Here is a 26,199-nt window from a genome sequence, read left to right as displayed (position 1 = left end):
ATGGTCGCTCAGGCGACCATCCCCACACGCACGCGCGCGTCGTTCCACTATGGCGGGCCGGGCGGGGCAGCCGTCAGGCTGGCCGGGCTTCGTTGGTGATCCGGTACTTCGACCCCCGCTGTCAGGCCCGCCACCCTCTACTGTTTGCATCAGGCGGGTCTCCCAACCTTCTTCAGGAGAACGCAATGCAAGAGAAACCCCATCCGCAGCACGACACCATCTTCGTCGGCATTCCGGCCGAAACCCTGGAATCGCTCGACCGGATCCAGGCCGGCCTGGGCAGCGTCCTGTCGCTGCTGGAAGTAGAAAGCGAACGGTCCGAGGGATGCCACGGCGTCCATTGCCTGCTGGCAATGATCAAGATGCAGGTGGATCAGATGGCCGAGGCGTTGCAGCCTGAGGCTGAGACGTTATGACACCCGGCCTTCATGGCGCTGCCTGCGCCGTGCTGACACGCCGCAGGGCGCGTTCCCGTCCACCGGACATGTTGCAGAACACGGCGCAGGCTTCCGGTCCGTGCCGGTGCAATGGGATGACTGATTGACGGTCGCGCAAGCAATGAGGCCCGTCGCGTCGGCGACGGGCTATTTGTTTGCCGGTCCTGTATTCGACCGAATGCGGGGCGGGTATCAGCGATTGCGCGGCGATGCCGTGAGGCTGCGGCGCATTGTGCTGTCAGGATCTCAGGGACGTCTCTTTGTTCATTATTCTAGGCAAAACTTCGCGAATTGCCTAGAATACTGGACAAATGCCAGCCTTTACCGATACCACTTCCGTCCTGGAGCGCCATTTGCTCCTGCAACTGGGCGACCGCATCAAACGCCTGCGGAAGGCCCAAGGTCTTGGGACGGTCGAGATGGCCAAACGCGTCGGCATCTCCCGGACGACTCTTGCTGCCGTTGAAGCAGGCGACCCCGCACCAACCATGGGCACATATCTGCGTGTCATGTCCGTGTTGGGGGTTGCCGGTGACCTTGCCCTGCTGGTCAGCGATACGTTCCAACCGGCGCCAGCGGACTCGGCCGCCGCCTCATCCAGGCGCGCCATCCCTCAGGTTCAGGTTCGGGTCAGGACTGATCCAGGCCGGCATGAGGCTCAGGACTTGCAGAGCCTGGCGCTGCACAAGGAAGCGATCCGCCTGATTCAGGATGACCCCGCGCTACTGAACCGGGCACGGGAAGTCCTCAGGCGATGGCGTGCACGGGGAGACTCGCGGTCTGACTCACTCTGGGCGGAGTGGGAAACGATTCTTGCGAAGCAGTCGTGGCGCAAAGCGCTGGGCCGAACCCGGCGTGCCCAGGAACTGCGCCAGGCGTCTCCGCTGCCCACGCTGCTACCAGATGCCGTTCGGCAACAAGTGCTGGCACAGATGCAGGCGCTGAAAAAAGGTGTTGTCCTTGGGGACCAGGAATGAAGCGGGAAGACCTGGAGCACATCATTCGGGCGGCGGCCGAGATCACGAATGAATATGAGTTCGTTGTCGTTGGCAGCCAATCCATCCTGGGACCCATTCCCAATCCTCCGGCGGTTTTCACGATGTCCGCGGAGGCTGACATCTATCCACTCAATGCCACCCATAAGGCCGATGCGATCGATGCGGCGATTGGCGAAGGCTCACGCTTTCACGAGACGTATGGGTATTACGCGCAAGGCGTCGGGCCAGAAACAGCGTGTCTGCCGGCCGGGTGGGAAAGCCGTTTGCAGCGCATCCAGACAACGGGAACGAATGGACGCGTCGGCTATTGCCTTGATCTTGTTGACCTCTTCATGGCAAAGGCCGCAGCGGATCGTGACAAGGACCGAGTCTTCTGTATGGCCCTGATACAGCATGGCTATGTCTTGCCGCGTACAGCAATCAGTCGCGTCGACGACATGCCAATAGAGAAAGCCGCACAGGGACGACTGCGCGCACGCATCAAGCGCTGGACGAAGGCCTTGCGCGACCAGGGGCATGTGGTGCCCGCTGACGACGCCTAGCTTGCCCTTCAGCGGTAGCCATCGGCGCGCCAGCGAGCTCACACTTTCTCTGATGACGCAATGAATTGCGCCGGATGCCGACCATCCATCGGCTCCACTGGTTGTTCGATGTCTTCAAGCACCAAGAAACACGAAGTCGCTGTCATCTGTGGTATGTGCATCGCTCACCAAAATTGCGTCATAGCCGCGCACCAGCGCACCATGCATCGTTGAGCGAACACACATGTCCGTCTGCGCGCCGGCCACAAGCAGTTTGCCAGCGCGGAGACTCGATAGCACCGACTCTAGATCGGTCCCTTCGAACGCGTCACGATAGCTTTTTTCGACAATCGCTTCACCCGGCGCCGGAGCGAGTTCGGCAACAATCTGCCAGGCTTCGCTGCCCGCCTTTAGTTCTTCGTCGGCGTGGCGAACCCATACAACTGGTACGCCGGCATTGCGTGCCCGCTCGATGAGCATGTTGACAGCGCCCAGTACTTCATGACGTCGATATGCGTTCGCAACGACTTGATTTTGAAGATCGATAACGACAAGTGCGGTGTTGGGGCGGTCGGCTAACGTGATTCGAAAGACATCTCACTGTAGATATCTCTACAACGTTGAAATAGCCGTTATAGGCTTCTAACATCCGCCCATGACCGCAACCACTCCATCCTGGGCGCTTCTGATCGTCACGCTTCCCACGTCCGGCGCCACCGCGCGCATGCGGATCTGGCGTGCGATCAAGAGCATGGGTTGCGCCGCCCTGCGTGACGGGGCCTATCTTTTGCCCGGAGGCGTGGAGCAGGTCGGCCAGTTGCACCAGCTGGCTGACGAAACCCGGCAGGAAAACGGCCAGGCCTGGCTGCTGCAAGTCAGTGCCGGAAATCCGGACGACGAGATCGCGTTGCGCGCCTTGTTCGACCGCGGCGCTGACTATGACGAACTGCAGACTGCGCTGGCCGAAGCGCTTGAGGCGCTTTCCGACCAGAACGGCGCCGAACTGAATCGACTGCTGCGCCGCCATGAGCGCGCCTATGAAGCGATCCGCCGGATCGACTTCTTTCCGAATGAGGCGTCGCGCCGCGCAGAAGCCGGATGGAATGATTTCAGCCGGGCCGTCGAGGCAATTCAGTCCCCAGGCGAGCCCCAGCCGCTCACACGTACGATCCCGCGCCGTGATGCCGCGCAGTATCAGGGGCGGCGCTGGGCCACGCGCCGCCACCTGTGGGCGGACCGCGTGTCCAGCGCCTGGCTGATCCGGCGCTTCATCGATCCCCATGCCCGGTTCCTCTGGCTGGAAAGCCCCGCCGATTGCCCGGACGATGCACTGGGCTTCGACTTCGACGGGGCGACCTTTACCCATGTGGGCGATCGCGTTTCCTTTGAAGTGCTACTGGCCAGTTTTGGACTCGAGGCCAACCGAGGACTCAGCCGGCTTGCCAGAGTTGTCCATGCACTGGATATCGGCGGTATCTCGGCGCCGGAAGCCAGCGGCTTCGAAGCCGTGCTGGCCGGCGCGCGAGCGCGGCTACAGGATGACGACGCGTTGCTGGCGGAAATCAGCTCGGTGCTGGATTCGCTCTACGCGCATTTTTCAGCCAACAACAGACCCTGACTCGATCTCTCCAAAACCATGGCACCACAGCAAGGCCCTGACCGTCCCGCCTATATCCTCTGGCAGTTGGTGGCCTATTTCCTTCGGTTGGGGACCCTGGGCTTCGGCGGCCCGGTAGCTCTGGCCGGCTATATGCACCGCGACCTGGTGGAGCGGCGTGGCTGGATCACCGATGGCGACTACAAGGAAGGCCTGGCGCTGGCGCAACTGGCACCAGGCCCGCTGGCCGCGCAACTAGCCATTTATCTCGGCTACGTGCACTACCGCATCCGGGGTGCAACGCTGGTTGGTCTGGCATTCGTGCTGCCATCATTTCTCATGGTGCTGGGATTGGGCTGGGCTTATGTCCGTTTTGGCGGACTGGCCTGGATGCAGTCCGTGTTCTATGGAGTTGGCGCCGCCGTCATCGGCATCATTGCCATCAGCGCATACAAGCTCACCACCAAAAGCGTGGGCCGCGACAAGCTGTTGTGGGCGATCTACCTGACGCTGGCTGCCGTGACCGTCATCACGGAATCCGAGATCGCCTGGCTGTTTCTCGCCGCCGGCGTACTGGTCTGGTTCTGGCGTGCGCCCCCGAAGTGGGTGCGCCAAAGCGGCGCCAATGCGCTGGCGGCCACGCAGATGCCGGCTGCAAGTGGCCTGTTCAGCGCGCTAGACTGGCCGCTGCTGTCACAGCTCGGCGTGTTCTTTGCCAAGGCGGGCGCCTTTGTATTCGGCTCGGGTCTTGCGATCGTGCCGTTTCTCTACGGCGGCGTGGTAACGGAATACCACTGGCTCAACGAAAAGCAATTCGTCGATGCGGTGGCGGTGGCCATGATAACTCCCGGCCCCGTGGTCATCACGGTGGGATTCATCGGTTACCTGGTGGCCGGACTGCCCGGGGCTTGCGTGGCGGCATTGGCGACCTTCCTGCCGTGCTACCTGTTCACGGTACTGCCCGCCCCATACTTCAAGAAATACGGGAAGCTTCCCGCCATCCTCGCCTTTGTCGATGGTGTCACGGCGGCAGCGATTGGCGCGATTACCGGGGCCGTGATCGTGCTGGCCAAACGTTCGATCGTCGATGGTCCCACCCTGGTGCTGGCGCTGGTCACGGTCGCACTCTTGATGAAGTTCAAGAAGCTGCCTGAGCCGGTCATCATCACCGGCGCCGCGTTGATCGGCCTGGCCGTTTATCCAATGCTGCACCACTGAGCCCCTGACAAGGCAGCCTGGCTGCAAACCCTGTCACTCCCCGCTCATCGCCCGCACGGCGCCAAATTGTTGCCCTTCGCTCAACATACTGAAGGCCTTCGCGACGCTACTGGCAATCGCTCCCCCTGCCTAGAATCGGTTGCAACGATGGTCGCACGGAACGCGCGACGGTCGGAGAAGGATGTCCGCGCAACGCAGCGGAACATGCCTGCCGCCGAGTGCGGTTTTCCCACCCATTGACAGGACTCCCGATGATGAGCGAAACAACCCGCAATGTGCAGCCGGTTACCGCCAACCTTGGCAAGGATGGTGCCGGCGAACTCGTGCCCTCCCGCTATGCCGTGCGCGTGGGTGACGTCGATGTCGTACTGGTCAGCGATGGCATCCTGCCGCTGCCGACCTCGACCATGTCCACCAACGTAAGCCAGGCTGACCGCAACGCCTGGTGCGATGGCCGCTTCCTGCAACGCGACACCTTCGACTGGGCGCTGAATATCGCGCTCGTGCGCAGCGGCGAACGCCTGATCCTGATCGACTCTGGCGTCGGCGACGGCTTCGAATATTTCACGCGCGCCGGTCGGTCGGTGATGCGCCTGGAATCGGCGGGAATAGACCTGGCTGCGATCACCGATATCGTGATCACGCATATGCATATGGACCACGTCGGCGGGCTGAACGTCGATGGCGTCAAGGCCAGGCTGCGGCCGGACGTGCGCATTCACGTGGCGGCCGCGGAAGTGGAGTTCTGGAAAAATCCGGACTTCAGCAAGACGGTAATGCCGGAAGCGGTGCCTCCCGCGCTCCGCAAGGCGGCGGCAAAGTTTGCGCAGATGTACAGCGAAAACATCGTCCAGTTCAACCAGACCGTTGAAATCGCAGCGGGCGTGTCGGCGCGCGTGACGGGCGGGCACACGCCGGGGCACTGCGTCGTGGACGTGGCATCGAACGGCGAGAAACTGACATTCGTCGGCGACGCGATCTTCGAAGTCGGCTTCGAGCGGCCCGACTGGCAGAATGGCTTCGAGCACGATCCCGAAGCCGCCACGGACGTGCGTATCGCGCTGCTCAACGAAGCCGCGGCAACCGGCTCCTTGCTGGCCGCGGCGCATGTCGCGTTCCCGTCGATCGGGCATGTTGCGAAGCACGGAGAAAGCTTCCGGTTCGTGCCGGTGCAATGGGATTATTGATTGAGGGTCCGGCAAGCAATAAGGCCCGTCGCACCAGCGCCGGGTCTTTTGTTCTTCAAACCCCGCAATCATGCAGAGGCGTTACCCGTTTCGCGAGCCAGACGGCGCCATTGCCCCGGCGTCATTCCCATCGTTTCCGTGAACGCTCGCCGAAACGCAGCTACGGACCCATACCCGACCGAATCCGCCACGGCCTCTGTGGTCATCGCCGGATTCTTCAGCGCGTTGGCGGCCAGGCTCATCCTGATATCGGTCAGCAATTCGATGGCCGAACGTCCGAGCTTGTCCTGGAAGTGCCGCATGAAGGTGGCGCGTGACATGCTGCACAAGTCGGCCAGATCCGGCAAAGTCCAGGGGCGCGCCGGATCGGCGAACATGGCCGAAATGGCTGGCGCCAGCCGTGGATGGCCGACAAGCGCCAACAAGCCTGCGGGGGCCTGTCCCGATTCGCTGGCGGCGCGCAGTACCAACGTGAACAGCGCTGAAGTAAGCGCGTTAAGCATGGCGCATCCGCCCAGTTTGTCGCCGGTGGACTCCATGCGCATCAGTTCCAGCAGGCCGGCCAGGTGATGCGAAGCGGACGACATGGCCTCTTCGCGATGGACGTCCATCGCACGTACTACCAGGTTCGTGGGCAGATAACTGCGAATCAGCCGATCATGGGGCGGCTCGATGAGAAATCGCCCGCATAACAGGTCCAGCTGCTCGCCCGGGCCATCATTCTGGCTGAGCATCCATCCTGCAGCACCGTGGCGATTGTGGGTACGACGCGGCTGCTGTCCACTGCCATCGTGCAGTACGTGGGCCGACCCGTGAGGCAATAGCACGATATCTCCTTCCACCAGTTCCAGCGTCGTCCACGTCTGCGGATTCTCGACAATCGCTCGGCCCTTGAGCACGACGTGGTACGGAATCTCGTGCGCCGCGGACTGAGGCCAGGCCACCCGCCATGGCGCACCATAGACGCAACGGACCTCCAGCCGCCCGGTGACGGTGATCATTTGCAGCAGTTGGCTCAGCCAGTCAACTTGGGACATTGGATCTCGGGAACCTGGAACGATCAAGCATCTTATGGCAATTGCACAGCGGTCTCTCGCTATTCAGTATCCCGGGAATCTTTCCCGGGTACCTCCAGGCTTGGGCATGGTGCTCGCATCGAGCCGAGACGAATCGATGCGAGCGGATCACGTCAGACCGAGCCGGCCGGCGCTACGGCAGGAAAGTCCTTCTCGGGATCAAACACGTTATTGATGAAGTTTGTCAGGGAAAACATGGCAACCAGCGCGACGATTTCCATGATGTTCGCATCCGTGTAGCCAGCATCGCGGACGGCTTTGAAATCGGCGTCAGTGACGTTGCCGCGGGTCTCGATGACTTTGTGCGCAAACTGGACCGCCGCGTCGCGCTTCGGGTCGGTGGCATGGCCCCTCCGGGCCAGAATGATTTCATCGGTCGCCAGCCTGGCCATATGCTCGGCGGTAAAGCTGTGAACCGTCAGGCAGTAATTGCAGCCGTTCACTTCGGAGACGGCGAGGCCGATGCTGTCACGCGTCTTCAGGTCGAGCGCCTTGCTCAATGAGCCCAGCAGGGTGGCCCATGCGTTGAACGCGATCGGACTTTGGGCGAAGGTCGCCATCATGTTCGGGGTAAATCCTATGTTCCTGGTGAACGCATCGAGGGTCGGTTTCGATTCGGCCGGCACTTGCTCCGGGTTCAGGGCATCAGTTCTTGGCATCGTAGTCTCTGTAAGGTACTGGCTTTACTGTTTGGGAATATCCATGTGCGGCGGCGGACCGCTTATAGCAGGTCCAACACATCGGCCACCGGCAGGCGCGGCTTCTGCGGCCAGTTTCCGGTGCGCTCCGCGCCTACGGACAAAAGCATGACCGGCACTTCGTTCCTGGCCAGTCCGAACTCGCGGTGCACTGCTTCAGCATCGAAGCCGATCATCGGCGTCGAACCCAGGCCTAGCGAGCGCGCGGCGTAGATCATCGCCGCCGCGCCAAAGGTGCCGCTGCGTACGGCCTCGTCCCGCTGGCGCTGCGGGTAATCCATGTACAGGTTGCGTGCGGGAATTTCCCATTCCGGCACCATTTCCGCCGGCATGATGCCCGCCTCCACCAGGGGCGCCAGGCGATCCGGTATTACGCTCGAATCGGCCAACTGACCACAGACGATGAAAGTCACGGCGGCTTCGGTGATCGGGGGCTGGTTCCAGGCGATCGGGCTGAGCCGTGCCTTGGCCTCGGCGGAACGTACGGCGATGAAGCGCCAGTTCTGCATGTGGAAGGATGTCGGCGCGCTGGTGCCGATTCGTACCAGCGCGCGAATTTCGTCGTCGCTCAAGGCGGCGGCGGGATCGTAGTACTTGGCCGCGCTACGGCTCAAGATACATTCGATGACTGCATTGGTCCGGGTGGTTTCCTTGGTCATGGAGGGCTCTCATCAGGTGGTTGGGAGCCTCCACTTTAGGTGTAGCCATTGCTCATTTCGAGACTCAATCTGCTCGAAAATATGCCCAAAAGGATCAAATCCGCAACTACTGCGCAGCGCCCTGTTTCCGCACGGCATGCGCTTCGGTGACTTCGCGTTGTGCCGCAGCCATTTTTCGTGGCCAGGTACTTTTGATATACGCCAGCACGGCAACGATGTCCTCATCGGACAGCGATTGCCCGAAGGCCGGCATATCGCTGACATACCCCTCCGGAGCCGTCACCCCGGCTACCAGCCCATTCTTGGTAATCGTGAATAGCACGGCGTCGGGATGATGCCAGGTATGGCCGGAAGCATCATGCGGAGGTGCCGGCATCCGACCGTTCGGCAGGCGCTCGCGCCAGTTGGGCTGGCCCTCCAGGTTGGCGCCATGGCATGCGGCGCATTGCTGTGCGTAGATCTTGCGGCCCTGCGCGACGCTGGCCGCATCGGTGGCATCGATGCGCAGCTTTCGTATATCGCCTGTCTTGCCGGCATTGGATGGCGTATCGAGGTACCGCCTGGTCTGCAGTGCAACGGCAGTGGCAATCGCCGCGCCAAGCACAAGCAGCGCCACGATCCGCCAGCGTGGCTTGCCTGATTTGTTCATGTCGCGCCTGCACCCATAAGCTTCATCACTACACCTGACTCCTGACAATAACTAGGGTCACCCCGTATCCACCCGCATCCGCCTTACGAAGCAGCGTTCCTGAGACGCAGTGCATTGGCGATGACCGAGGCCGAACTCAGGCTCATCGCCAGCGCAGCAATCATCGGCGACAGCAACAGGCCGGTCGCGGGATATAACACGCCGGCCGCCAGCGGCACACCGAGCGCGTTGTAAATGAACGCAAAACCAAGATTCTGCTTCATGTTGCGAATAGTCGCGTGGGAGAGTTGACGGGCGCGCGCGATGCCGCGCAAATCCCCCTTGACCAGCGTGACCTGGGCGCTGTTCATCGCGACATCAGTACCGGTGCCCATGGCGATACCCACATCGGCCTTCGCCAGCGCCGGCGCGTCATTGATGCCGTCGCCGGCCATGGCGACCACCGCGCCGGACTGCTGCAGGGAACTGACAAGCTCCAGCTTGTCGGCCGGCTTGACCTCGCCGTGGAATTCGTCCACGCCAAGTTTTGCGGCCACGGCCCTGGCGGTTGCGATGCCGTCGCCGGTCGCCATGACGACACGGATGCCTTCGTCCCTGAGGCGCGCCAGCGCCTCGGGCGTGGTGGTCTTGACCGGGTCGGAGACGGCGAGCAGGCCCGCAAGCGTGCCATCGACGGCGAGATACATGACGCTGGCGCCTTGCGAACGCAATGCGTCCGCCTGCGCAACCAGCGCTTCGGTGGCGACGCCTTCGGCTTCCATGAGCGCGGTGTTTCCGATCGCGATCTTCCTGCCGGCCAACGTGCCCCTTACCCCGATCCCCGAACTCGACTCGAAGCTTTCCGGCTTGTCCAGCGGCAGCCCTCGACTACGGGCTGCTTCGACGATCGCGGCGGCGAGTGGATGTTCGCTGCCTTGATCCACGCTGGCGGCCAGGCGCAGCACGTCGTCCTCGGCAAAGCCATTGGCGCCGATCGCGCGCTCGAATACCGGCCTGCCCTCGGTAAGCGTCCCGGTCTTGTCGACAATCAGGGTATCGACCTTGCGCAGGTTCTCGATCGCAGCGGCGTCGCGGAACAGCACGCCGCCGGACGCCCCCTTCCCGCTTGCCACCATGATCGACATCGGCGTAGCGAGGCCCAGCGCGCAAGGACAGGCGATGATCAGCACGGCGACGGCATTGATCAGGCCGAACACCCAGCTCGGCTCGGGACCGAACAGTCCCCATGCGACAAAGGTCAGCACCGCGATGCCGATGACGCCGACGACAAAGACGCCGGCGACCTTGTCCGCCATCCGCTGCATCGGCGCCTTCGACCGCTGCGCCAGCGCCACCATCTGCACAATCTGCGACAGCACGGTCTGCGAGCCGACCTTTTCGGACTGGATCACCAGGCTGCCCGATGTGTTCATGGTGGCACCGATGACACGGTCGCCGGCGCGCTTGGTGGTGGGAATCGGCTCGCCGGTGATCATCGACTCGTCGACGGCGCTGGTGCCTTCGGTCACGACACCGTCGACCGGCACTTTCTCGCCGGGCCGCACGCGCAGCAGGTCGCCGACATGCACATGGGCCAGGGGTACGTCTTCCTCGATCCCGCCCGCACCGATGCGTCTTGCAGTCTTGGGCGCCAGCCCGAGCAGCGACTTGATGGCGGCCGAGGTCTGGGAGCGGGCCTTCAGCTCAAGCAACTGCCCCAGCAAGGTGAGGGAGATGATTACTGCCGCGGCCTCGAAATAGACGCCGATGCGACCATGCTCGGCAAAAGCCTGCGGAAATGCGCCGGGCGCGATAGTCGCGACGACGCTGTAGAGATAGGCGGCGCCGGTGCCGATCCCGATCAACGTCCACATGTTGGGACTGCGGTTGACGATCGACTGGAAACACCGGACGAAGAACGGCCAGCCTGCCCACAGCACCACCGGCGTCGACAAGGCAAGCTCGACCCAGCTCTGCGTCGACAGGGCCATCCAGCCGAGGCGATGGCCGAACATCGCCAGCACGAACACCACGCCGGTCAGCGGAAGCGTCCACCAGAAGCGGCGACGGAAGTCCGCCAGTTCCGGGTTGTCGCCCTCATCCAGTTCCGGCAACAACGGTTCCAGCGTCATGCCGCACTTCGGGCAGTTGCCCGGGTGGTCCTGGCGGATTTCCGGATGCATCGGGCAGGTATAGATCGTGCCCTCGGCGGGAGGCTGCGCCGGGGCTGGCTTGGTCCCGCTGCCGGTCTGCTCATGAGCATGAACATGGTGATGCGCATGCTCGTGATGATGATGGTTGGCCTGTGCGCCGCCGTGGCGGCCAGGCATCTTGGCATCGCGGTCGTTGCTCGTCCTGTTCATCCTGGCTCCCTTGGTTGTTGGGCCTGCCATCACGGGGGAGTCCGCCATCGCGCCCAAAGACGGCAGCTTAGGCCTTCCCATGGTAGTAAGGTCAAGGACGGCCAGGGCGAAAACCAGCGGCCGTACCGGTCCAGGGTACGGGGCCGTCCCTCACCAGGACGTTACGCAACCATTACATCCCGGTAAGGTGCAACGAGCGTTGTCGGTCGGGTCTTCGCTGGCGTCGACGGCGCCCGGGGCCACGCGGCAATGATGGAACAGACGGACGACAGGCTCCTCCAACCGGCTTATGCCGCAAGCCGTCAAACGCTGCTACCATTCCGGCAACCCAGGTATCTCAAGTGCGCACTACTTTCCGTCGGCTCTGGCTTGCCGCCTTCCTGCTTAGCGCTTTCCTGACAGTACAACTGGCAGCGGCGGCGTATGCCTGCGAGGGCAGCCGGTATTCGCTGAGCGCGACGGAAGAGATGGCGAACATGACCGAAGCCTGCCCCGACATGGCAATGGAACACGCCGGGCCTGGCGTACATGACGGGCTATGCCAGGAGCACTGCCAGCTCGGCTCGAAGTCGGCCGACCATGTCACGCCGCAGGTTCCCGCCTTCCATCCGGTGCTGGTCAATGTCGTGGTGCCCGCGCCGATACCGGTCCTGGCACATCGCCTGGCCGCTGCCCGCGATGCGATGCCCCGGGCGCCGCCACGCCCCCTCCCCATCCTTCACTGCTGTTTCCGAACGTAGCCTCCGCAGCAACGCCTGTTGTCGTGCCCTGAGCCATCGGCTCCAGGGTGGTCGTTGCTTTGCGGAGGCTTTATGCATTTGCACTTATCCACCAGGTGCGGGCGCCGGCTAGCGCTCGCGCTCACGCTGCTTGCCGTGATCCGTCCGGCATGGGCGGAGTCCGCGCCAGCCCTTTCCCTGCAGGAAGCGCTCGCGCTCGCCGCGGCGCGTTCGGCCGATGCCGAGACCTCGCGCTCGGCAGTCCAGTCAGCCATCGAGATGGCCGTGGCCGGCAGGCAGATGCCCGACCCGGTCCTGAAGGTCGGCGTCAACAACGTCCCGGCGAATGGGCCGGACCGGTTCTCGCTGGGCACCGATTCGATGACCATGAGGTCGGTCAGCCTGATGCAGGAATTCACACGCCCGGCGAAGCGGCAGGCCCGCGCCGAGCGCTTCGAGGCCGAGGCGTCTTCGGCGGAGGCGCAACGTATGGTGGCGCTGGCCAACGTGCAACGCGGCACCGCCACGGCGTGGCTGGATCGCTGGTATGCGGAACGCGCGCACGCGCTGCTTGCCGAACAGGCGCAATCCGTCAGGCTGTTGATCGATGCGGCACAGGCCGCTTATCGTGGCAACGGCGGCAACCGCGGCTCACGCGCCGAGATCCTGGCCGCCCGGATCGAATCGCAGCAACTGCAGGATCGCGAAGACGAAGCCCGCGCCGCGGTCGCTTCGTCCCGGGCGATGCTGCGTCGGTGGGTCGGCGATGCGGCAGCGTTGCCGCTGGCCGAGCGCCCCGCGCTCGATGCCCCGGCCTGGCTCGATAACCTGGATGATGCCGGCGCAACGCAGTTGCCAGACGTCGCTGCCGCGCAGGCGCAAGCCGGCGTGGCCCAGGCCGAGAGCCGCGTCGCGCGCGAGAACAAGGTGCCGGATCTCAGCGTCGAGCTGATGTACAGCCAGCGCGGTCCCGCCTACTCGAACATGGTGTCGCTCAACGTCTCGCTGCCGCTACCTTGGGACCAGGAACATCGCCAGGACCGCGAACTGGCCGCCAGGCTGGCGCAGGCCGATGCCGCGCGGGCGCAAGCCGAATCAGTACGCCGCGGTCTGATCGGACAGCTGCGCGGCAAGCAGGCCGAACTGCAGCTGAGCCATGCGCGCCTGGAGCGCTATCGCAATACCACGTTGCCCCTGGCGCAGGCACAAACCGAGGCGGCCCTGAGCGCCTATCGCACTGGCGCCGGCAGCCTGGCCGCCGTGGCGGAGGCCAGCCGCAAGGCACTCGAGCTCTCGCTCGAACGGCTCCGGCTTGAGGCAGCGACCGCCAGGCTCTGGGCCGAGCTCACTTTCCTGATGCCGCTGCCGACTGCCGCGCAAGCCATGCCACCGCAAGGAGCCCAACCATGAAGCAGACCACGATGGCACGGACCCTGGTGGTCCTGCTCGTGCTGGCGAGTGCAGGCGGTGCCTATCATCTCGGCCATCAACAGGGACGCCGGCAGATGGCTGCGACCGACGCGCCGGCCCGCAGCGCCGGCGGGGCGAACCTGAAGGCCGGCGATATCGATCCGGGCACCGGCAAGCGCATCCTCTACTGGCATGATCCGATGGTGCCGGGCCAGCGCTTCGACAAGCCCGGCAAGTCGCCCTTCATGGATATGCCGTTGTCGCCCGTGTACGAGGAAGCCGGTGGCGGCGCGACCGTCACCGTTGACAGCCGCGTGACCCAGAACCTTGGCGTGCGCACGGCAGAGGTCAAGACGGGCCGGCTGGCCTCCGCCCTCGAAGTGCCGGGCAATGTCGCGATCAACGAGCGCGGTATCGAAGTGCTGCAGGCCCGTACCAGCGGGTTCGTCGAGCACGCGTATGCCAGGACGACGCTGGATCCGGTTCGCAAGGGCCAGCCACTGGCGCTGATCTACTCGCCGGAATGGGTCACCGCGCAAGAGGAATACCTGGCGGTGACGCGCATGGGCACCAGCCTGCACGGCGATTTGCGCGAGGCCGCGATTGCCCGCATGCGGCAGACCGGCATGACCGAGCAACACATCCGCCTGGTGCAGGACACCGGCAGACTGCAGCCGCGGCTTGCCGTCACCAGTCCGGTGGACGGGATCGTCACCGAGGTCGGTGCGCGCGACGGCATGACGGTCCCTCCCGGCACCACCCTCTTTCGCCTTGCCAGCCTGGCGACGGTATGGGTACTGGCCGAAGTGCCGGAGACCCATGTTTCACGGCTACGGCCAGGACAGACGGTGTCGGCGGTCGCGGCCGCGCTGCCGGGACAGACGCTGACCGGCAAGGTCGACGCGATCCTGCCCGACATCAACCCCGGCACCCGTACTGTCAGGGTGCGGATCGAACTGCAGAACAAGGGCCGGCAGTTGTTGCCGGGCATGTTCGTGACCGTCCGCTTCGATGCCGCGCCTGGCCCGGACCGGCTGCTGGTCCCGACCGAGTCGCTGATCCACACCGGAACGCGCACCATCGTCATGATCGAAACCGCCCCCGGTGGGTTCAGCCCTGTCGAGGTCAGGACCGGCGCCACCTCGGGCGGACAGACCGAAGTGACCGAAGGCCTCGAAGCCGGACAGAAGGTCGTGGTCTCCGGCCAGTTCCTGCTCGACTCCGAAGCCAGCCTGCGCGGTGCCACGCAGCGCATGACCGCAGCACCAGCCGCGCCGGCAACCGCCGCCGCGGGCCCGGAGCACGAAGGCACCGGACGCGTGGAGGCGGTCAGTGCGGAAAGCATGACGATTTCCCACGAGCCGATCCCGTCGGCCGACTGGGGCGCCATGACCATGGACTTTGCCGCGCCCGCTTCCGGCATGCCGCAAGGCTTCAAGCCCGGCGACCGTATCCGCTTTCGCTTCCGGCTGGACCGCGACGGCGCGGCGACGCTGTCATCGGTGGAACGCGCAGCGCCTGCATCGGGAGCCAGGCCATGATCGCGCGTCTGATCCTGGCTTCGATCCGCAACCGCTTCCTGGTGCTGCTGGCCACGGTCATGCTGACCGCGTGGGGCTTGTGGGCCGCGCGCAGCACGCCGCTCGACGCGCTGCCGGACCTGTCCGACGTGCAGGTGATCATCCGCACGCCGTTTCCCGGCCAGGCCCCGCAGATCGTCGAAAACCAGGTCACCTATCCGTTGACCACGACGATGCTGTCCGTGCCTGGCGCCAGGACCGTGCGCGGCTATTCGTTCTTCGGCGACTCCTATGTCTATGTGTTGTTTGAAGATGGCACCGATCTCTACTGGGCGCGCTCGCGCGTGCTGGAATACCTGAACCAGGTGCAATCCCGGCTGCCCGCCGCTGCCAGGCCGGCCCTTGGCCCGGACGCGACCGGCGTAGGCTGGATCTACGAGTACGCCCTGGTCGACCGGACCGGGCAGCACGACCTCGGCCAGTTGCGCGCGTTGCAGGACTGGTTCCTGCGCTTCGAGCTCAAATCGCTGCCCAATGTGGCCGAGGTCGCGTCGCTGGGCGGCATGGTCAGGCAGTACCAGATCGTCCTGATGCCGGACCGGCTGCGCGCCTATAACCTGTCGCAGGGCAAGGTGCTGGCGGCGCTCAAGGGGGCGAACCAGGAGGCCGGCGGATCGGTGCTGGAGCTGGGCGAAGCCGAATACATGGTGCGCGCCAGCGGCTACCTGAAGACGCTCGATGACTTCCGCCAGATTCCGCTGCTCACCAGCGCGGCCGGCATCCCGGTACGGCTGGGAGACGTCGCCACGATTCAGCTCGGTCCGGAAATGCGGCGCGGCATCGCGGAACTCGACGGCCAGGGCGAAGTCGCGGGCGGCATCATTGTGATGCGCTCCGGCAAGAACGCGCTGGAGACCATCGACGCGGTCAAGGCCAGGCTCGCCTCTTTGCAAACGAGCCTGCCCAAGGGCGTGGAAGTGGTGACTACCTACGATCGCTCAGCGCTGATCGAGCGTGCGGTGAATAACCTGACACGCAAGCTCATCGAGGAATTCATCGTGGTGGCGCTGGTGTGCCTGGTGTTCCTGTTCCACCTGCGGTCCGCGCTGGTCGCCATCGTCTCGCTGCCGCTCGGCGTGCTGGCGGCGTTCCTGGTGATGCGCTACCAGGGCGTGAACGCCAACATCATGTCGCTTGGCGGTATCGCCATCGCCATTGGTGCAATGGTCGATGCGGCGGTGGTGATGATCGAGAACGCCCACAAGCACCTGGAACGCTGGCATGCCGACAACCCCGGACGGGAACTGAGCGCGCAGGATCGTTGGCGCGTGACTGGCGAGTCCGCGGCGGAGGTGGGCCCGGCGCTGTTCTTCTCGCTGCTGATCATCACGCTCTCATTCATCCCCGTATTCACGCTGGAAGCGCACGAGGGGCGGCTGTTCTCGCCGCTGGCGTTTACCAAGACCTATTCCATGGCGGCTGCGGCCGGCCTGTCGGTCACGCTGGTGCCCGTCCTGATGGGCTACATGATTCGCGGCAGGATTCCTTCGGAACAGGCCAATCCGCTCAGCCGTTGGCTGATCCGCGGCTACCAGCCCTTGCTGGCCAGGGTGCTCGCCTATCCCAAGACCACCATTGCGATCGCGGCACTGCTGCTGGCGGCAACCGCCTGGCCCGTCATGCGCATCGGCGGGGAGTTCATGCCGCCGCTCGATGAGGGAGACCTGCTGTACATGCCGTCGGCACTGCCGGGTCTCTCCGCCGGCAAGGCGGCGCAGCTATTGCAGCAGACCGATCGGCTGATCAAGACCGTGCCTGAGGTTGCGACAGTATTCGGCAAGGCAGGTCGCGCCGATACCGCCACCGACCCGGCGCCCATCGAGATGTTCGAAACCACCATCCAGTTCAAGCCGCGCGACCAGTGGCGGCCGGGCATGACGACCGACAAGCTGGTGGAGGAACTGGATCGCGTGGTCAGGGTGCCTGGCTTGTCGAACGTCTGGGTGCCACCGATACGCAACCGCATCGACATGCTTGCCACCGGCATCAAGAGCCCGGTCGGCATCAAGGTGGCTGGCACGGACCTGAAAGAGATCGACAGGCTGGCCACAAGGATAGAAGAGACGGTCAAGACGGTACCCGGGGTTACCTCGGCGCTGGCCGAACGTCTCACCGGCGGCCGCTATATCGATGTGGATATCGACCGTGGCGCCGCAGGCCGGTATGGCCTCAACATCGAGGACGTGCAGAGTATCGTGTCATCCGCGATCGGGGGCGAGAATGTCGGTGAAGTGGTCGACGGGCTGGCGCGCTTTCCGATCAACGTCCGCTATCCGCGCGACTACCGTGACTCCATCGAGCAATTGCGTGCCCTGCCCATCGTCACGGACAAGGGTCTGCAGATCACGCTTGCGGACGTGGCGCGCATCGAGGTCGTGCAGGGCCCGCCGATGTTGCGCAGCGAGAATGCACGCTTGTCCGGCTGGATCTATGTCGACATTCGCGGACGGGACCTCCGTTCAGCCGTGCGCGAGATGCAGGCCGTGGTGGCAAAGGCTGTGCCGATGACCGCGGGGTATTCGCTGAGTTGGTCAGGACAGTTCGAGTACCTGGAACGGGCAACGGCCAGGCTCAAGCTGGTGGTGCCGTTCACGCTGCTGATCATCTTTGTGCTGCTTTACATGATTTTCGGTCGCCTCGATGAGGCGCTGCTGATCATGGGCACGTTGCCACTCTCCCTGATTGGTGGCTTCTGGCTGCTCTACCTGCTGGGCTACAACCTGTCCGTGGCTGGCGTCGTCGGCTTCATTGCGCTGGCCGGCGTGGCGGCGGAGTTCGGTGTCATCATGCTGCTCTATCTGAAACAAGCCTGGGCCGAACGAGAAAACCGTGGCGAAACCACGCAGTCGGCACTTCTCGACGCGATCCAGGAAGGGGCGGTGCAGCGCGTGCGCCCCAAGGTCATGACGGTCGCGGTAATCCTCGGCGGCCTGATTCCCATCATGTGGTCGCATGGCACGGGCTCGGAAGTGATGCAACGCATTGCGGCACCGATGGTCGGCGGCATGGTGACTGCCCCGTTGCTGTCCCTGTTTGTCGTGCCGGCGGTGTATTGGCTGATACGCCGACGTCAGACCCGAGTTCCCCCAGTCCCTACCCACCCTTCACTTCAGGACGAATCGCAATGAACCCCGGCAAGACTCTCGCACTCGCGCTCGCCATCGTCGCTGCCTCCACAGCCTCCACTGCATTCGCAGCGGGATCCACGGACGGCCACAGCATGCACGGCATGGACAGCAAGGCACCCGCCGCGTCAAAGCAGGCCTCCCAGCCTGTGCCAGCCGAAATCAGGAAGATCGATGCGTCGGCCGGCAAGGTGACGCTCAAGCACGGCCCGATCGAGAACCTCGGCATGTCCGCCATGACCATGGCGTTCCCGGTCAAGGACCGTGCTTCGCTGAAGAACTTCAAGGAAGGCGACTCGGTTTCGGTCACGTTCGACAAGGTCGATGGCAAGCCGACCGTCATCGACATGCAGCGCAGGTAGGGGCCTTCGCAATGCTGTTCAGCTAAGGCATCAAACTCTCGCGTCGTTCCCGCGCAGGCGGGAACCCAGTGACTTCAAAAGACGCTGGATTCCCGCCTGCGCGGGAATGACGCAGGTAAGCTGGACAGCGTTAGTGCACCGATCCCGGCTGCAGCTCTACCTTGATCCAGCCAGGCTGCCGCTGGTCAAACGCCTGATAAGCCTCGATCGCCGAGGTCATCGGCTCGCGCCGGGTCAGGATGGCCGCCGGGTCCACCGCACCGGTGCGCACCAGCTCGACCAGCCGCGGGATATAGGCGCGGTGGTTGCAGTTGCCCATGCGCACGGTCAGGTTCTTGTTCATCGCCGCGCCGATCGGGAAGCTGCGGTCGGTGGGCGGATACACGCCGATGATCGACAGCGTGCCGGCCTTGGCCAGCGCGCGGATGGCCCAGTCCAGCGCCTGCGCCGGCGCATCGCCCGGGACCCAGTTGCCCTGTTCCGTGGGATGGGCGTGTGGCGCCAGACGGGCGGCCTCCTGCTCGCTTTCCGGAATCGCCGGATCCTGCGCCGCCGGACCGTGGTGCGCGTGCATGGCATCGACGCCGACCGCATCGATGGCCCGGTCCACGCCGATGCCGCCGGTCAGCTCCACGATGGTCTGCACCGGGTCTTCGGCATCAAAGTTCACTACCTCGGCGCCCTGCGCGCGCGCCATGTCGAGCCGGTCGGCCACCGTATCCACGGCAAAGATGCGGCCCGCGCCCATCAGCTTTGCCGACGCGATCACGAACTGCCCCACCGGACCGCAGCCGAACACCGCCACCGTATGGCCGGGATGGATGCTGGCGAGGTCAGCGCCGAAATAGCCGGTCGGGAAGATGTCGGAGAGCATGATCGCCTGCTCGTCGCTGATGTTGTCCGGCAGCTTGACCAGGTTGACGTGGGCGAACGGAACGCGGGCCTTCTCGGCCTGCAGCCCCTGGAACGGCCCGGTCTGCTCCGGCCCGCCATAGAAGGCGGTGCCGGCCTGCTTGCCGTGCGGGTTGGCGTTGTCACACTGGGCGTAGTAGCCGGCGCGGCAGTACGAGCAATAGCCGCAGGCAATAGTGGACGGGATCACGACCCGGTCGCCCACGCTGAGGTTGCGCACGCCGTCGCCGAGAGCCTCGACCACGCCCACCCCCTCGTGGCCCAGCACCGTGCCCGGCGCCAGCCCTTCCATGGTGCCGCGCACGAAGTGCAGGTCGGTGCCGCAGATGGCACTGGCGGTCAGGCGCACGATGGCGTCGGTGTCCTGCTCGATCACCGGTTCCGGCACATCATCCAGCCGGATGTCGCCGATCCCGTGAAATACAACCGCTTTCATGGTGTCCTCCACATGAAGCCGGAGCCACCTCCGGCGAGGTCAGTCGGAGTACCGCCGCTGCAAGGAACGTTCCCAAGGGCTGCCCCGTTGCGCCGGCGCGCGCAACGGCGACCGGGAGCGCCCACCTGGCAATTTCTGCTACGCGCCTTGCAATCCATTCCGGCGGCCTCAGGCACCGGCCAAGGCCACGGACCCGCTGCGCCGCCGGGATTGCGCGCTTCCGACTTCGGCAACCAGGCGGAGAGAATCGGCTTGGGCATGTCGATTGCTAAATCTCACCTGACGTCCTCAAGCTGGCGCACATTACCAAGGAGGCACCCATCATGAAGCTCTACTACGCTCCCGGCGCATGTTCCCTGGCGGCACATATCGCCCTCATCGAGACCGGCCTTCCCTTCTCCACCGAGCGCGTCGACCTGCGCGCCGAGCCGCACAAAACCGAGAGCGGCACCGACTACAAGACCATCAATGCCAAGGGCTATGTGCCGACGCTGGAGCTCGACAAAGGCGACCGGCTGACCGAGGCGGCCGTGGTGGTCCAGTACATTGCCGACCAGGCCCCGGAAAATGGACTTGCCCCGGCATGCAATACGCTTGAGCGCTATCGCTTGCAGGAATGGCTGAACTTCATTTCGTCCGAACTGCACAAGGGCTTTGGGCCGTTCTGGAAACCCGGCACGCCGCAGGAGCAGAAAGAGGCGACGTGGACGCGCCTGTCACAGCGGTTCGACTGGCTGGCTCCGCAGCTCGCGGACAAGGATTACCTGATGGGAGATTTCAGTGTCGCGGACGCCTACCTGTTCACCATCCTGCGATGGCCGGATCATTTCAAGTTGTCGCTTGAGCGCTGGCCTGCGCTGCAAGAGTATCGGCAGAGGGTTGGGGAGCGGCCGGCGGTAAAGAAGGCGTTGGAGGATGAGGGGATTGGGTGACCATTGGTGGCGGGAGTACCAGGCCCGGCGCCGCACGCCAGACCTGTGACAGGGTCTCTCCTAGAATTTGTGCCGGAGCCCCACCGCGGCGCCGACCATCGCGCTTTGGCCATTGGCAAGGGCGTAGCTGTTCCCCAGTGAAAGGCTGCTTGCAAAGAAGAATCCGGCCGACTCCATCCCGACACCTGCGTGCCTGGCATAAGCCGTGGTCAGATAGAGATCCGTCCGTTTGGATAACGCATAGTTCGCGAGCAAGGAAATTTGCCAGGGATTGGCAGCGTTGGCATTGCCAAACTGGTTTCTTACGTTGTCGTAGTTGTACTCCAGCGTCAGCGCGATGGACGGCGTCACCTGGTAGTTGCCGCCGATCCAGTAGAAGTCGTCGCGAAAGAACACGGCCCCGTTCTGGTTCTTGTTCTGTCCCCAGCGGTAGCCCGCCATGATTTTCGCCGGTCCCACCGTGTAGCTGGCGGCGACGGCGACCTTCCTGATGGTGCCGTTGCCGGCATTGCCAGGTGCCGCTGCGGGCGCGATAGTGGGATTGAACTGGTCATAGGCAATCGCCGAACTGAACGCGCCCGTGTTGTAGACCAAGCCGGCGCCATAGGCGGTGTCGCGCCGGAAGCTGCCGGGGACTTCGCCATTGCCGCCGAGGATGATCGGCGCGCCGACGGTGGGCGGCAAGGCGACGCCCGTGCCGAACGACCAGTGCGCCAGCATGGCCACCGGCCCGAATGCCGCGCTGTACTTGACGGTGTTGTCCTCGCGGAAATTTGGGCCAGCCATCGCCACGACGGGCTCATATTGGGTCGAATAGGATGCCGGCACGAAATTGGCCATGGCCTCGAACAAGGCAGTATATTGGCGGCCAAGCGAAAGTTGCCCGTACTGGCCCTGTAACCCGACATAGGCCTGCCGCCCGAAGAACCGGTTCTGCTGCGTGGTGCCGGTGTCGAGGTTGAAGCCGCTCTCCAGCACGAACATCGCCTTCATGCCGCCACCGATTGCCTCCGCGCCGCGCAGGCCCCAGCGCGATCCGGATACGCCGCCTGAATTCATCCGATAAGCGTGCTGCGCCGGCCCCGGGTCGAACCCGTTGGCCGCCGCCGGCACTGCGCCCAGATGGTTGACGAATTCCACGTTCATGTCCGCGACCCCATACAGGATGACGACGGATTGTGCGTGGGAAATGCCGGATACCAAGGCGCCGGCAGTAGCCAGCACGAACTGTAGCCCTTTGCGCCCGGCAAAGTCCTTCATGGGTGTCTCCTCGATTTGTTTGATGTGGACCGGCTGTTCCGGCTCGCGCAAGCGGGTCTTGCGAATCGTTCCGGGGGCGGCCGTGTTGCGCGGATCCGGGACCTAATCAGCCATGCGCCGGATCACCGGCGGCTTCCATGTGCCATCCAGCGCCGTGGGGCCGGGCAGGTAGAGGCGCAGGTTCATGGAAAACTTTCCCGTTGCCGGCGTGGGCAACCAGTTGGACTCGGCGCCCTTGGGCGGGTCGCGCTGGATCAGCAGGTCGAGCGAGCCATCGGCGTTGTACTTGAGCGGGTCTCTATCGCCGATGGCGAAGCGGTGGATCGGATTGGCGGCAAAGAACTGGCGATCGGTGTACATCGTCAGGGACCAGAAGCTGCGCGCGGGCGGCAACTGCGCCTTGTCGAAGTGGATCACGTACCGTTCCGCACTGTCCAGGGGCTTGCCATCGGCGTCCGTCATCGCAAGCGGGTAAACGGCGTCTTCGACCGTGTTGGCCCCGAGGCCGGCAAAGGCAATCACCGCACGGCGCAGATAGTCGGTACCGTAGGTGCCGATCGGATTGCCGATCATCCTCCAGCCGTTGCTGACGGAACCGGAGCGCGGCAGCGCCTGCGCCATTTGCTGGCGTGCCTGTGCCGGAGCGGCCTGAAGCGCCGCCTGCACGTCCAGGGACAGACGGTTCATATCGAAGTCCTGTCCGGGCACCAGTCCCAGCCGCGCCATGCGATCGAGAATGGGATAGTCGTTCGCGTGCGGCGGGTTGCGCTTCATCAGTTCGGCGAACATGCCGAAGTAGCGCGCGGCGTCCATCCTCGCCACCTGTTCCACCGGTGCGCTCATGTCCTGCCGTGGGTTCGTCCCGCCCTTCGGTGGCTCGTAGCCGCGCCGGCCCCAGGCACTGAGCGGCCTGGCATGGAGGCCGGCCTGGAATTTGTGCACGGCGGCGTAGTCGGCGCTGCCATTGGTCTGCGTTCGGCCGATCATCCAGCCTACGGCCGTCGGCGAGATATAGGCCGGCATGCCAGCGGGCAGTTTGCCCTGCCAGCGCGGGCCGACAATGGCAAACTGCCGCGGGCCGTTACCGGTCGTGCGTGAACCGGGAGAGGTAAAGACATCCGTCCACATGTCAAGGATCGGCAGCAGATAGTAGCGGCCACCGGAGTCCGGCACGGAAATGATGAGCGGCTCGCGAGAGACGTCATACCAGAGCGACGAGTAGAGCGTGTCCGCATTCGGGCGCACCACGGCGTGGAACTTGTCGTCCGGGAAGGCGGGCACATGCGCGAACTGGTTCATGGGCGCGCGGATGCCGCCCCGGGGATCCGGCGCCGCGACGTTGGTCGAGACCCGTCGCGTCACTTCCATCAGCACCATCGGATAAGCATAGAGATAGGCCTCGATGGCGATCTCCTGTGCCTCGGCCAGACCGTGCGGTGCAGCGCCTGCGCTGCCCTGGAGCGCGGCCATGCCAAGCAGCGCGGCCAGGGCGCGCCGCAACCACGCAAGATGAGTCAGGGTCGGCATGTCTCCTCCTGTTTGAGCCGGGACGATGTGTTGTTGTCGGTGCGCGGATCAGCCCTCGAAGGTGGACAAGTCCCTGGGCTGGATGTCGTTGGCCTTGCAGTAGCCGAGGTAGCGGTCCATCGATGTCTTCCAGTTCTCGACCGCGATAATGTTGTCCTTGTCGTCGAGGTACAGCAGCTGGCCCGAGACGATATTGAAGGTGATGATGTCCGGGCCCTCGGCATACGCCGCCTGGGGCGTATGCCGCGTCGAGGCGGTCTCGTACACCACGCTGCCGGGGTGGGCGGTCCAGTCGTGCTCCTTATAGCGCCAGCTTCCCTGGACGGTGTAGACAATAACCGTGCCGGTATGGTGGTGGCGCGGCATCTCCATGCCGGCAGGCGCCTTCAGCAGCGTAATGGTTTCCCCCCGTACCGGATCGATCTTGAAGTACTTGATCATCACGTCGTTGCTATACGGCGCAAACGGCATCCACGGCGTATCGTTGCCGTCCAGGCAACCGGTGTTGATGGACTCGAACAGCATGGCCTGTCTCCTGTCATTGCCGCATCCGGGACGGATCCGGCTGGTTCAGGCTCCCATTCTGGGGATGCAGACCCGCTGCTGACTTGTCATTTCCAGACAGCCATCTATCATTTTCAGACACGGCATTGCGCCGATCTCAGGTCTTTTTTCCCTTCCCTTCGAAGATGAAAGCCGCTGCCCGCCCTCTGCTACCGGCCCGCTATTTTTTGCTGTTGGGTGACTACTTCAAGTCCGCCGGCACCTCGCTGGACGAACTGGCGCGCGCCGCGGATATTGACCCGGACCGCTTCCGCGACACGGACTTCGGCCTCAACTCGCAACAGATCGACCGCCTGCTGGCAGAAGCGGTACGCGCCACCGGACGTAGCGACCTCGGCTTCGAGTGGGGATGCCGCCTGAAGCTGAACTCGCACGATATCCTCGGCTACGCCATGCTCTCGTGCACCACGCTGGACCAGGTGCTGCGGCTGTGCTCGCGCTACTACCAGCTCCTGACGCGGATGTTCAGGATGAGCTATGAGCGCAGCGGCGACCGCGCGGAAGTCATCTTCCGGCCGGCCCTGCCCATGGGCCGGGACACGCTGAACCTGCTCCAGGAGACCATTGCCGTGTCGGCGCACCTGCAATGCAAGTCCTTGCTGCGCAACCCGTCGGCGGTCTACGACATCTACATGGCCATGGAAACGCCACCGCATGCGGCACGCTATCGCGAACTGTCGCCCGCGCGCGTGCATTTTGGCGCGTCGCCACTGCCCGAGATCCGCATGGTCGCCGATACCTGGAGCCTGGACGCGCCCCTGCCGATGGCCGATGCCCACGCGGTGCGCATGGCGGAGCAGCGCTGCCGCACGCTGCTGCAGCGGTATTGCGAGCAAGGCAACTGGACAGGATGGGTGGTGATGATGCTGACCGAAGCCGAGGACAGCCAGCCGACGCTGGAGGAACTTGCCGGGCTGATCGGCATCTCGGCGCGCACGCTGGACCGCTACCTGAAGAAGGAGGCCAGCAGCTTCCGCGACCTCGCCATCGACGTCCGGAACGGACGCGCGCAGAAGCTGCTGCGCGAGGGGAAGCTGCCGATTTCGCAAATTGCCTACCGCCTCGGATTCACCGACGTGGCGAACTTCAGCCGGGCCTTTCGGCGGGCCAATGGGGTCAGTCCGTCGGATTTTCGTGGCGGCGATGGAAGCGGACGGTCGTCGTGACCGCACCGACAGGCGGTGCCACCGCGGCGCAGCGTCGGCATCGTAATCTGCGGCCACTCGGACTGTGGCGCAATGGGCGCGATTTCACATTTGCAACAACCTTGGCAGCCGCCCATCAAATGGCCGTAGGACACTGAAGCGGGCGGCGTGGCCGCATCACGGCTTTGGCCAGGTGTAGGTGCTGCTTTTCCACGTCTAATCTTAAGAAACCGCAGCGTCCGACGACGCGCGCGCCTTTCTCATTCGCCTCGCACTGAAACGAAGAAGCAAAGTGCCAAACGTAACGTCCGAGGTGTTTCAATCCACTAAGCCATTGCACTATTCCTCTTCGATCCGACCGTGTCGGATCGGGTGGCGCCGACCACCACCCTTACCTCGGCCGCCTGAAGTCGGCCAGAAGGGGTCGACTCTCTGGCGCCCAGCCGCCCGAAAACAGGAGGTGCCAAAGGCCGCGAACGGCCATTTGCGGACGCTGGACTTTGGCTCAATGCCGGCATTCGAACGGCTGCAACACTCAGATAACGGACCTGAAACCTGGATATTCAGTCTGACGCGCAATCCTCCACTTTGACAGTCGATTGGGCGCCAGACAGATAGCTGCAGCGTGAACCGCTGACATCTCTTTGGAACGGCTGACAATCAATTGCGCGCCGATCCAGATGCCAGTTATCGATGAACCGCAATTCGCCTGATGCCCTGCCAACAGCGAGCGGTTCTCCTCCGCAGCGGCCCGCAGGTATTCCCACAGCGCTGTAATGCAGCTTGCGCAAGTCTTCTCGGCAACAGTTTATCGCCCCTCTCGGCGCTTCCCCTGCTCGGGACGC

General features: G+C 64.1%; 23 protein-coding genes. 13 read left to right on the top strand and 10 right to left on the bottom strand.

The annotated features are described in order from the left end of the window. Window positions 1-185: 185 nt before the first annotated feature. From C7416_RS17790 to C7416_RS17780, 3 genes are all read left to right on the top strand, one after another. Window positions 186-416 carry a DUF1484 family protein gene (locus C7416_RS17790; protein ID WP_111520141.1) on the top strand — a complete coding sequence of 77 codons (231 nt, stop codon included), beginning with the start codon at window positions 186-188 and terminating at the stop codon, window positions 414-416. Between the two features lie 332 nt (window positions 417-748). Next, complete coding sequence (locus C7416_RS17785) at window positions 749-1,414, top strand: helix-turn-helix transcriptional regulator (protein WP_111520140.1); 666 nt, start codon at window positions 749-751, stop codon at window positions 1,412-1,414. Continuing rightward, complete coding sequence (locus C7416_RS17780; protein WP_111520139.1) at window positions 1,411-1,977, top strand: DUF6036 family nucleotidyltransferase; 567 nt, start codon at window positions 1,411-1,413, stop codon at window positions 1,975-1,977. The genes C7416_RS17785 and C7416_RS17780 overlap by 4 nt, the downstream gene beginning before the upstream one ends. Window positions 1,978-2,091: 114 nt before the next feature. Here the strand turns inward: C7416_RS17780 and C7416_RS17775 are convergent, their stop codons facing one another. Continuing rightward, window positions 2,092-2,541 (bottom strand): isochorismatase family protein, encoded by a 450-nt coding sequence (locus C7416_RS17775; protein WP_111520138.1) that lies wholly within the window; start codon window positions 2,539-2,541, stop codon window positions 2,092-2,094. A gap of 70 nt (window positions 2,542-2,611) precedes the next feature. Here C7416_RS17775 and C7416_RS17770 point away from each other — a divergent pair, with 70 nt between their 5' ends. The 3 genes from C7416_RS17770 (at window position 2,612) to C7416_RS17760 (ending at window position 5,958) form a co-directional block, all read left to right on the top strand. After that, window positions 2,612-3,574: a chromate resistance protein ChrB domain-containing protein gene (locus tag C7416_RS17770; protein ID WP_111520137.1), complete on the top strand. Its 963-nt coding sequence runs from the start codon at window positions 2,612-2,614 to the stop codon at window positions 3,572-3,574. An 18-nt stretch (window positions 3,575-3,592) separates the two neighbouring features. Beyond that, window positions 3,593-4,771 carry a chromate transporter gene (locus C7416_RS17765; protein WP_111520136.1) on the top strand — a complete coding sequence of 393 codons (1,179 nt, stop codon included), beginning with the start codon at window positions 3,593-3,595 and terminating at the stop codon, window positions 4,769-4,771. A 254-nt stretch (window positions 4,772-5,025) separates the two neighbouring features. Then, window positions 5,026-5,958 carry an MBL fold metallo-hydrolase gene (locus C7416_RS17760; RefSeq protein WP_111520244.1) on the top strand — a complete coding sequence of 311 codons (933 nt, stop codon included), beginning with the start codon at window positions 5,026-5,028 and terminating at the stop codon, window positions 5,956-5,958. A gap of 68 nt (window positions 5,959-6,026) precedes the next feature. On the opposite strand, the gene C7416_RS17755 is transcribed toward C7416_RS17760, so the two are convergent. From C7416_RS17755 to C7416_RS17735, 5 genes are all read right to left on the bottom strand, one after another. After that, window positions 6,027-6,995, bottom strand: a complete 969-nt coding sequence (locus C7416_RS17755; RefSeq protein WP_111520135.1) for an AraC family transcriptional regulator — start codon at window positions 6,993-6,995, stop codon at window positions 6,027-6,029. 152 nt (window positions 6,996-7,147) lie between these two features. Next, window positions 7,148-7,693 carry a carboxymuconolactone decarboxylase family protein gene (locus tag C7416_RS17750; protein ID WP_111520134.1) on the bottom strand — a complete coding sequence of 182 codons (546 nt, stop codon included), beginning with the start codon at window positions 7,691-7,693 and terminating at the stop codon, window positions 7,148-7,150. Window positions 7,694-7,755: 62 nt separating this feature from the next. Continuing rightward, window positions 7,756-8,391 carry a nitroreductase family protein gene (locus tag C7416_RS17745; RefSeq protein WP_111520133.1) on the bottom strand — a complete coding sequence of 212 codons (636 nt, stop codon included), beginning with the start codon at window positions 8,389-8,391 and terminating at the stop codon, window positions 7,756-7,758. 106 nt (window positions 8,392-8,497) lie between these two features. After that, window positions 8,498-9,040, bottom strand: a complete 543-nt coding sequence (locus C7416_RS17740) for a c-type cytochrome (RefSeq protein ID WP_111520132.1) — start codon at window positions 9,038-9,040, stop codon at window positions 8,498-8,500. Window positions 9,041-9,123: 83 nt separating this feature from the next. Continuing rightward, window positions 9,124-11,202, bottom strand: coding sequence for a copper-transporting P-type ATPase (locus tag C7416_RS17735; RefSeq protein ID WP_111520243.1), 2,079 nt, complete (start codon window positions 11,200-11,202; stop codon window positions 9,124-9,126). A gap of 521 nt (window positions 11,203-11,723) precedes the next feature. Here C7416_RS17735 and C7416_RS17730 point away from each other — a divergent pair. The 5 genes from C7416_RS17730 to C7416_RS17710 all read left to right on the top strand — a co-directional run bounded on the left by C7416_RS17730 (window position 11,724) and on the right by C7416_RS17710 (window position 18,578). Then, window positions 11,724-12,122 carry a copper resistance protein gene (locus C7416_RS17730; protein WP_111520131.1) on the top strand — a complete coding sequence of 133 codons (399 nt, stop codon included), beginning with the start codon at window positions 11,724-11,726 and terminating at the stop codon, window positions 12,120-12,122. Between the two features lie 72 nt (window positions 12,123-12,194). After that, on the top strand, window positions 12,195-13,511 hold the full coding sequence (locus C7416_RS17725; protein WP_111520130.1) for a TolC family protein: 1,317 nt from the start codon (window positions 12,195-12,197) through the stop codon (window positions 13,509-13,511). After that, window positions 13,508-15,052: an efflux RND transporter periplasmic adaptor subunit gene (locus C7416_RS17720; RefSeq protein WP_111520129.1), complete on the top strand. Its 1,545-nt coding sequence runs from the start codon at window positions 13,508-13,510 to the stop codon at window positions 15,050-15,052. Before C7416_RS17725 ends, C7416_RS17720 begins: the two co-directional genes overlap by 4 nt. Continuing rightward, window positions 15,049-18,219: an efflux RND transporter permease subunit gene (locus C7416_RS17715; protein ID WP_111520128.1), complete on the top strand. Its 3,171-nt coding sequence runs from the start codon at window positions 15,049-15,051 to the stop codon at window positions 18,217-18,219. Before C7416_RS17720 ends, C7416_RS17715 begins: the two co-directional genes overlap by 4 nt. Beyond that, complete coding sequence (locus tag C7416_RS17710) at window positions 18,216-18,578, top strand: copper-binding protein (RefSeq protein WP_111520127.1); 363 nt, start codon at window positions 18,216-18,218, stop codon at window positions 18,576-18,578. Before C7416_RS17715 ends, C7416_RS17710 begins: the two co-directional genes overlap by 4 nt. Window positions 18,579-18,708: 130 nt before the next feature. Here C7416_RS17710 and C7416_RS17705 read toward each other — a convergent pair whose 3' ends face one another. Next, window positions 18,709-19,926 carry a zinc-dependent alcohol dehydrogenase gene (locus tag C7416_RS17705; protein ID WP_111520126.1) on the bottom strand — a complete coding sequence of 406 codons (1,218 nt, stop codon included), beginning with the start codon at window positions 19,924-19,926 and terminating at the stop codon, window positions 18,709-18,711. Between the two features lie 323 nt (window positions 19,927-20,249). On the opposite strand from C7416_RS17705, the gene gstA reads away from it, so the two are divergent. Further along, window positions 20,250-20,858, top strand: coding sequence for a glutathione transferase GstA (gene gstA, locus C7416_RS17700; RefSeq protein ID WP_111520125.1), 609 nt, complete (start codon window positions 20,250-20,252; stop codon window positions 20,856-20,858). 60 nt (window positions 20,859-20,918) lie between these two features. On the opposite strand, the gene C7416_RS17695 is transcribed toward gstA, so the two are convergent. The 3 genes from C7416_RS17695 to C7416_RS17685 form a co-directional block, all read right to left on the bottom strand. Next, window positions 20,919-22,118, bottom strand: coding sequence for a porin (locus C7416_RS17695; protein WP_111520124.1), 1,200 nt, complete (start codon window positions 22,116-22,118; stop codon window positions 20,919-20,921). Window positions 22,119-22,220: 102 nt separating this feature from the next. After that, entirely contained in the window at window positions 22,221-23,645 is a 1,425-nt protein-coding gene (locus C7416_RS17690; RefSeq protein ID WP_111520123.1) for a DUF1254 domain-containing protein, read from the bottom strand. Window positions 23,646-23,693: 48 nt separating this feature from the next. After that, window positions 23,694-24,170, bottom strand: coding sequence for a 2,4'-dihydroxyacetophenone dioxygenase family protein (locus C7416_RS17685; RefSeq protein ID WP_111520122.1), 477 nt, complete (start codon window positions 24,168-24,170; stop codon window positions 23,694-23,696). Window positions 24,171-24,253: 83 nt separating this feature from the next. Here C7416_RS17685 and C7416_RS17680 point away from each other — a divergent pair, with 83 nt between their 5' ends. Then, window positions 24,254-25,375 (top strand): AraC family transcriptional regulator, encoded by a 1,122-nt coding sequence (locus C7416_RS17680; protein ID WP_240988253.1) that lies wholly within the window; start codon window positions 24,254-24,256, stop codon window positions 25,373-25,375. The last annotated feature ends 824 nt before the right edge of the window (window positions 25,376-26,199 follow it).

The sequence above is a fragment of the Cupriavidus phytorum genome (assembly GCF_003254285.1).
In the GTDB taxonomy this organism is placed as follows: Bacteria; Pseudomonadota; Gammaproteobacteria; order Burkholderiales; family Burkholderiaceae; genus Cupriavidus; species Cupriavidus phytorum.
The sequence above is the reverse complement of the archived record's forward strand: the minus strand, read 5'-3'. Positions and strand labels throughout refer to the sequence as shown.

Coding starts and splice junctions, on each gene's coding strand:
- C7416_RS17770 (WP_111520137.1), top strand. CDS start 2,612: ATGACCGCAACCACTCCATCCTGGGCGCTTCTGATCGTCACGCTTCCC.
- C7416_RS17785 (WP_111520140.1), top strand. CDS start 749: ATGCCAGCCTTTACCGATACCACTTCCGTCCTGGAGCGCCATTTGCTC.
- C7416_RS17760 (WP_111520244.1), top strand. CDS start 5,026: ATGAGCGAAACAACCCGCAATGTGCAGCCGGTTACCGCCAACCTTGGC.
- C7416_RS17745 (WP_111520133.1), bottom strand. CDS start 8,391: ATGACCAAGGAAACCACCCGGACCAATGCAGTCATCGAATGTATCTTG.
- C7416_RS17690 (WP_111520123.1), bottom strand. CDS start 23,645: ATGCCGACCCTGACTCATCTTGCGTGGTTGCGGCGCGCCCTGGCCGCG.
- C7416_RS17710 (WP_111520127.1), top strand. CDS start 18,216: ATGAACCCCGGCAAGACTCTCGCACTCGCGCTCGCCATCGTCGCTGCC.
- C7416_RS17735 (WP_111520243.1), bottom strand. CDS start 11,202: ATGCATCCGGAAATCCGCCAGGACCACCCGGGCAACTGCCCGAAGTGC.
- C7416_RS17705 (WP_111520126.1), bottom strand. CDS start 19,926: ATGAAAGCGGTTGTATTTCACGGGATCGGCGACATCCGGCTGGATGAT.
- C7416_RS17765 (WP_111520136.1), top strand. CDS start 3,593: ATGGCACCACAGCAAGGCCCTGACCGTCCCGCCTATATCCTCTGGCAG.
- C7416_RS17755 (WP_111520135.1), bottom strand. CDS start 6,995: ATGTCCCAAGTTGACTGGCTGAGCCAACTGCTGCAAATGATCACCGTC.
- C7416_RS17750 (WP_111520134.1), bottom strand. CDS start 7,693: ATGCCAAGAACTGATGCCCTGAACCCGGAGCAAGTGCCGGCCGAATCG.
- C7416_RS17695 (WP_111520124.1), bottom strand. CDS start 22,118: ATGAAGGACTTTGCCGGGCGCAAAGGGCTACAGTTCGTGCTGGCTACT.
- C7416_RS17740 (WP_111520132.1), bottom strand. CDS start 9,040: ATGAACAAATCAGGCAAGCCACGCTGGCGGATCGTGGCGCTGCTTGTG.
- C7416_RS17790 (WP_111520141.1), top strand. CDS start 186: ATGCAAGAGAAACCCCATCCGCAGCACGACACCATCTTCGTCGGCATT.
- C7416_RS17715 (WP_111520128.1), top strand. CDS start 15,049: ATGATCGCGCGTCTGATCCTGGCTTCGATCCGCAACCGCTTCCTGGTG.
- gstA (WP_111520125.1), top strand. CDS start 20,250: ATGAAGCTCTACTACGCTCCCGGCGCATGTTCCCTGGCGGCACATATC.
- C7416_RS17780 (WP_111520139.1), top strand. CDS start 1,411: ATGAAGCGGGAAGACCTGGAGCACATCATTCGGGCGGCGGCCGAGATC.
- C7416_RS17685 (WP_111520122.1), bottom strand. CDS start 24,170: ATGCTGTTCGAGTCCATCAACACCGGTTGCCTGGACGGCAACGATACG.
- C7416_RS17725 (WP_111520130.1), top strand. CDS start 12,195: ATGCATTTGCACTTATCCACCAGGTGCGGGCGCCGGCTAGCGCTCGCG.
- C7416_RS17720 (WP_111520129.1), top strand. CDS start 13,508: ATGAAGCAGACCACGATGGCACGGACCCTGGTGGTCCTGCTCGTGCTG.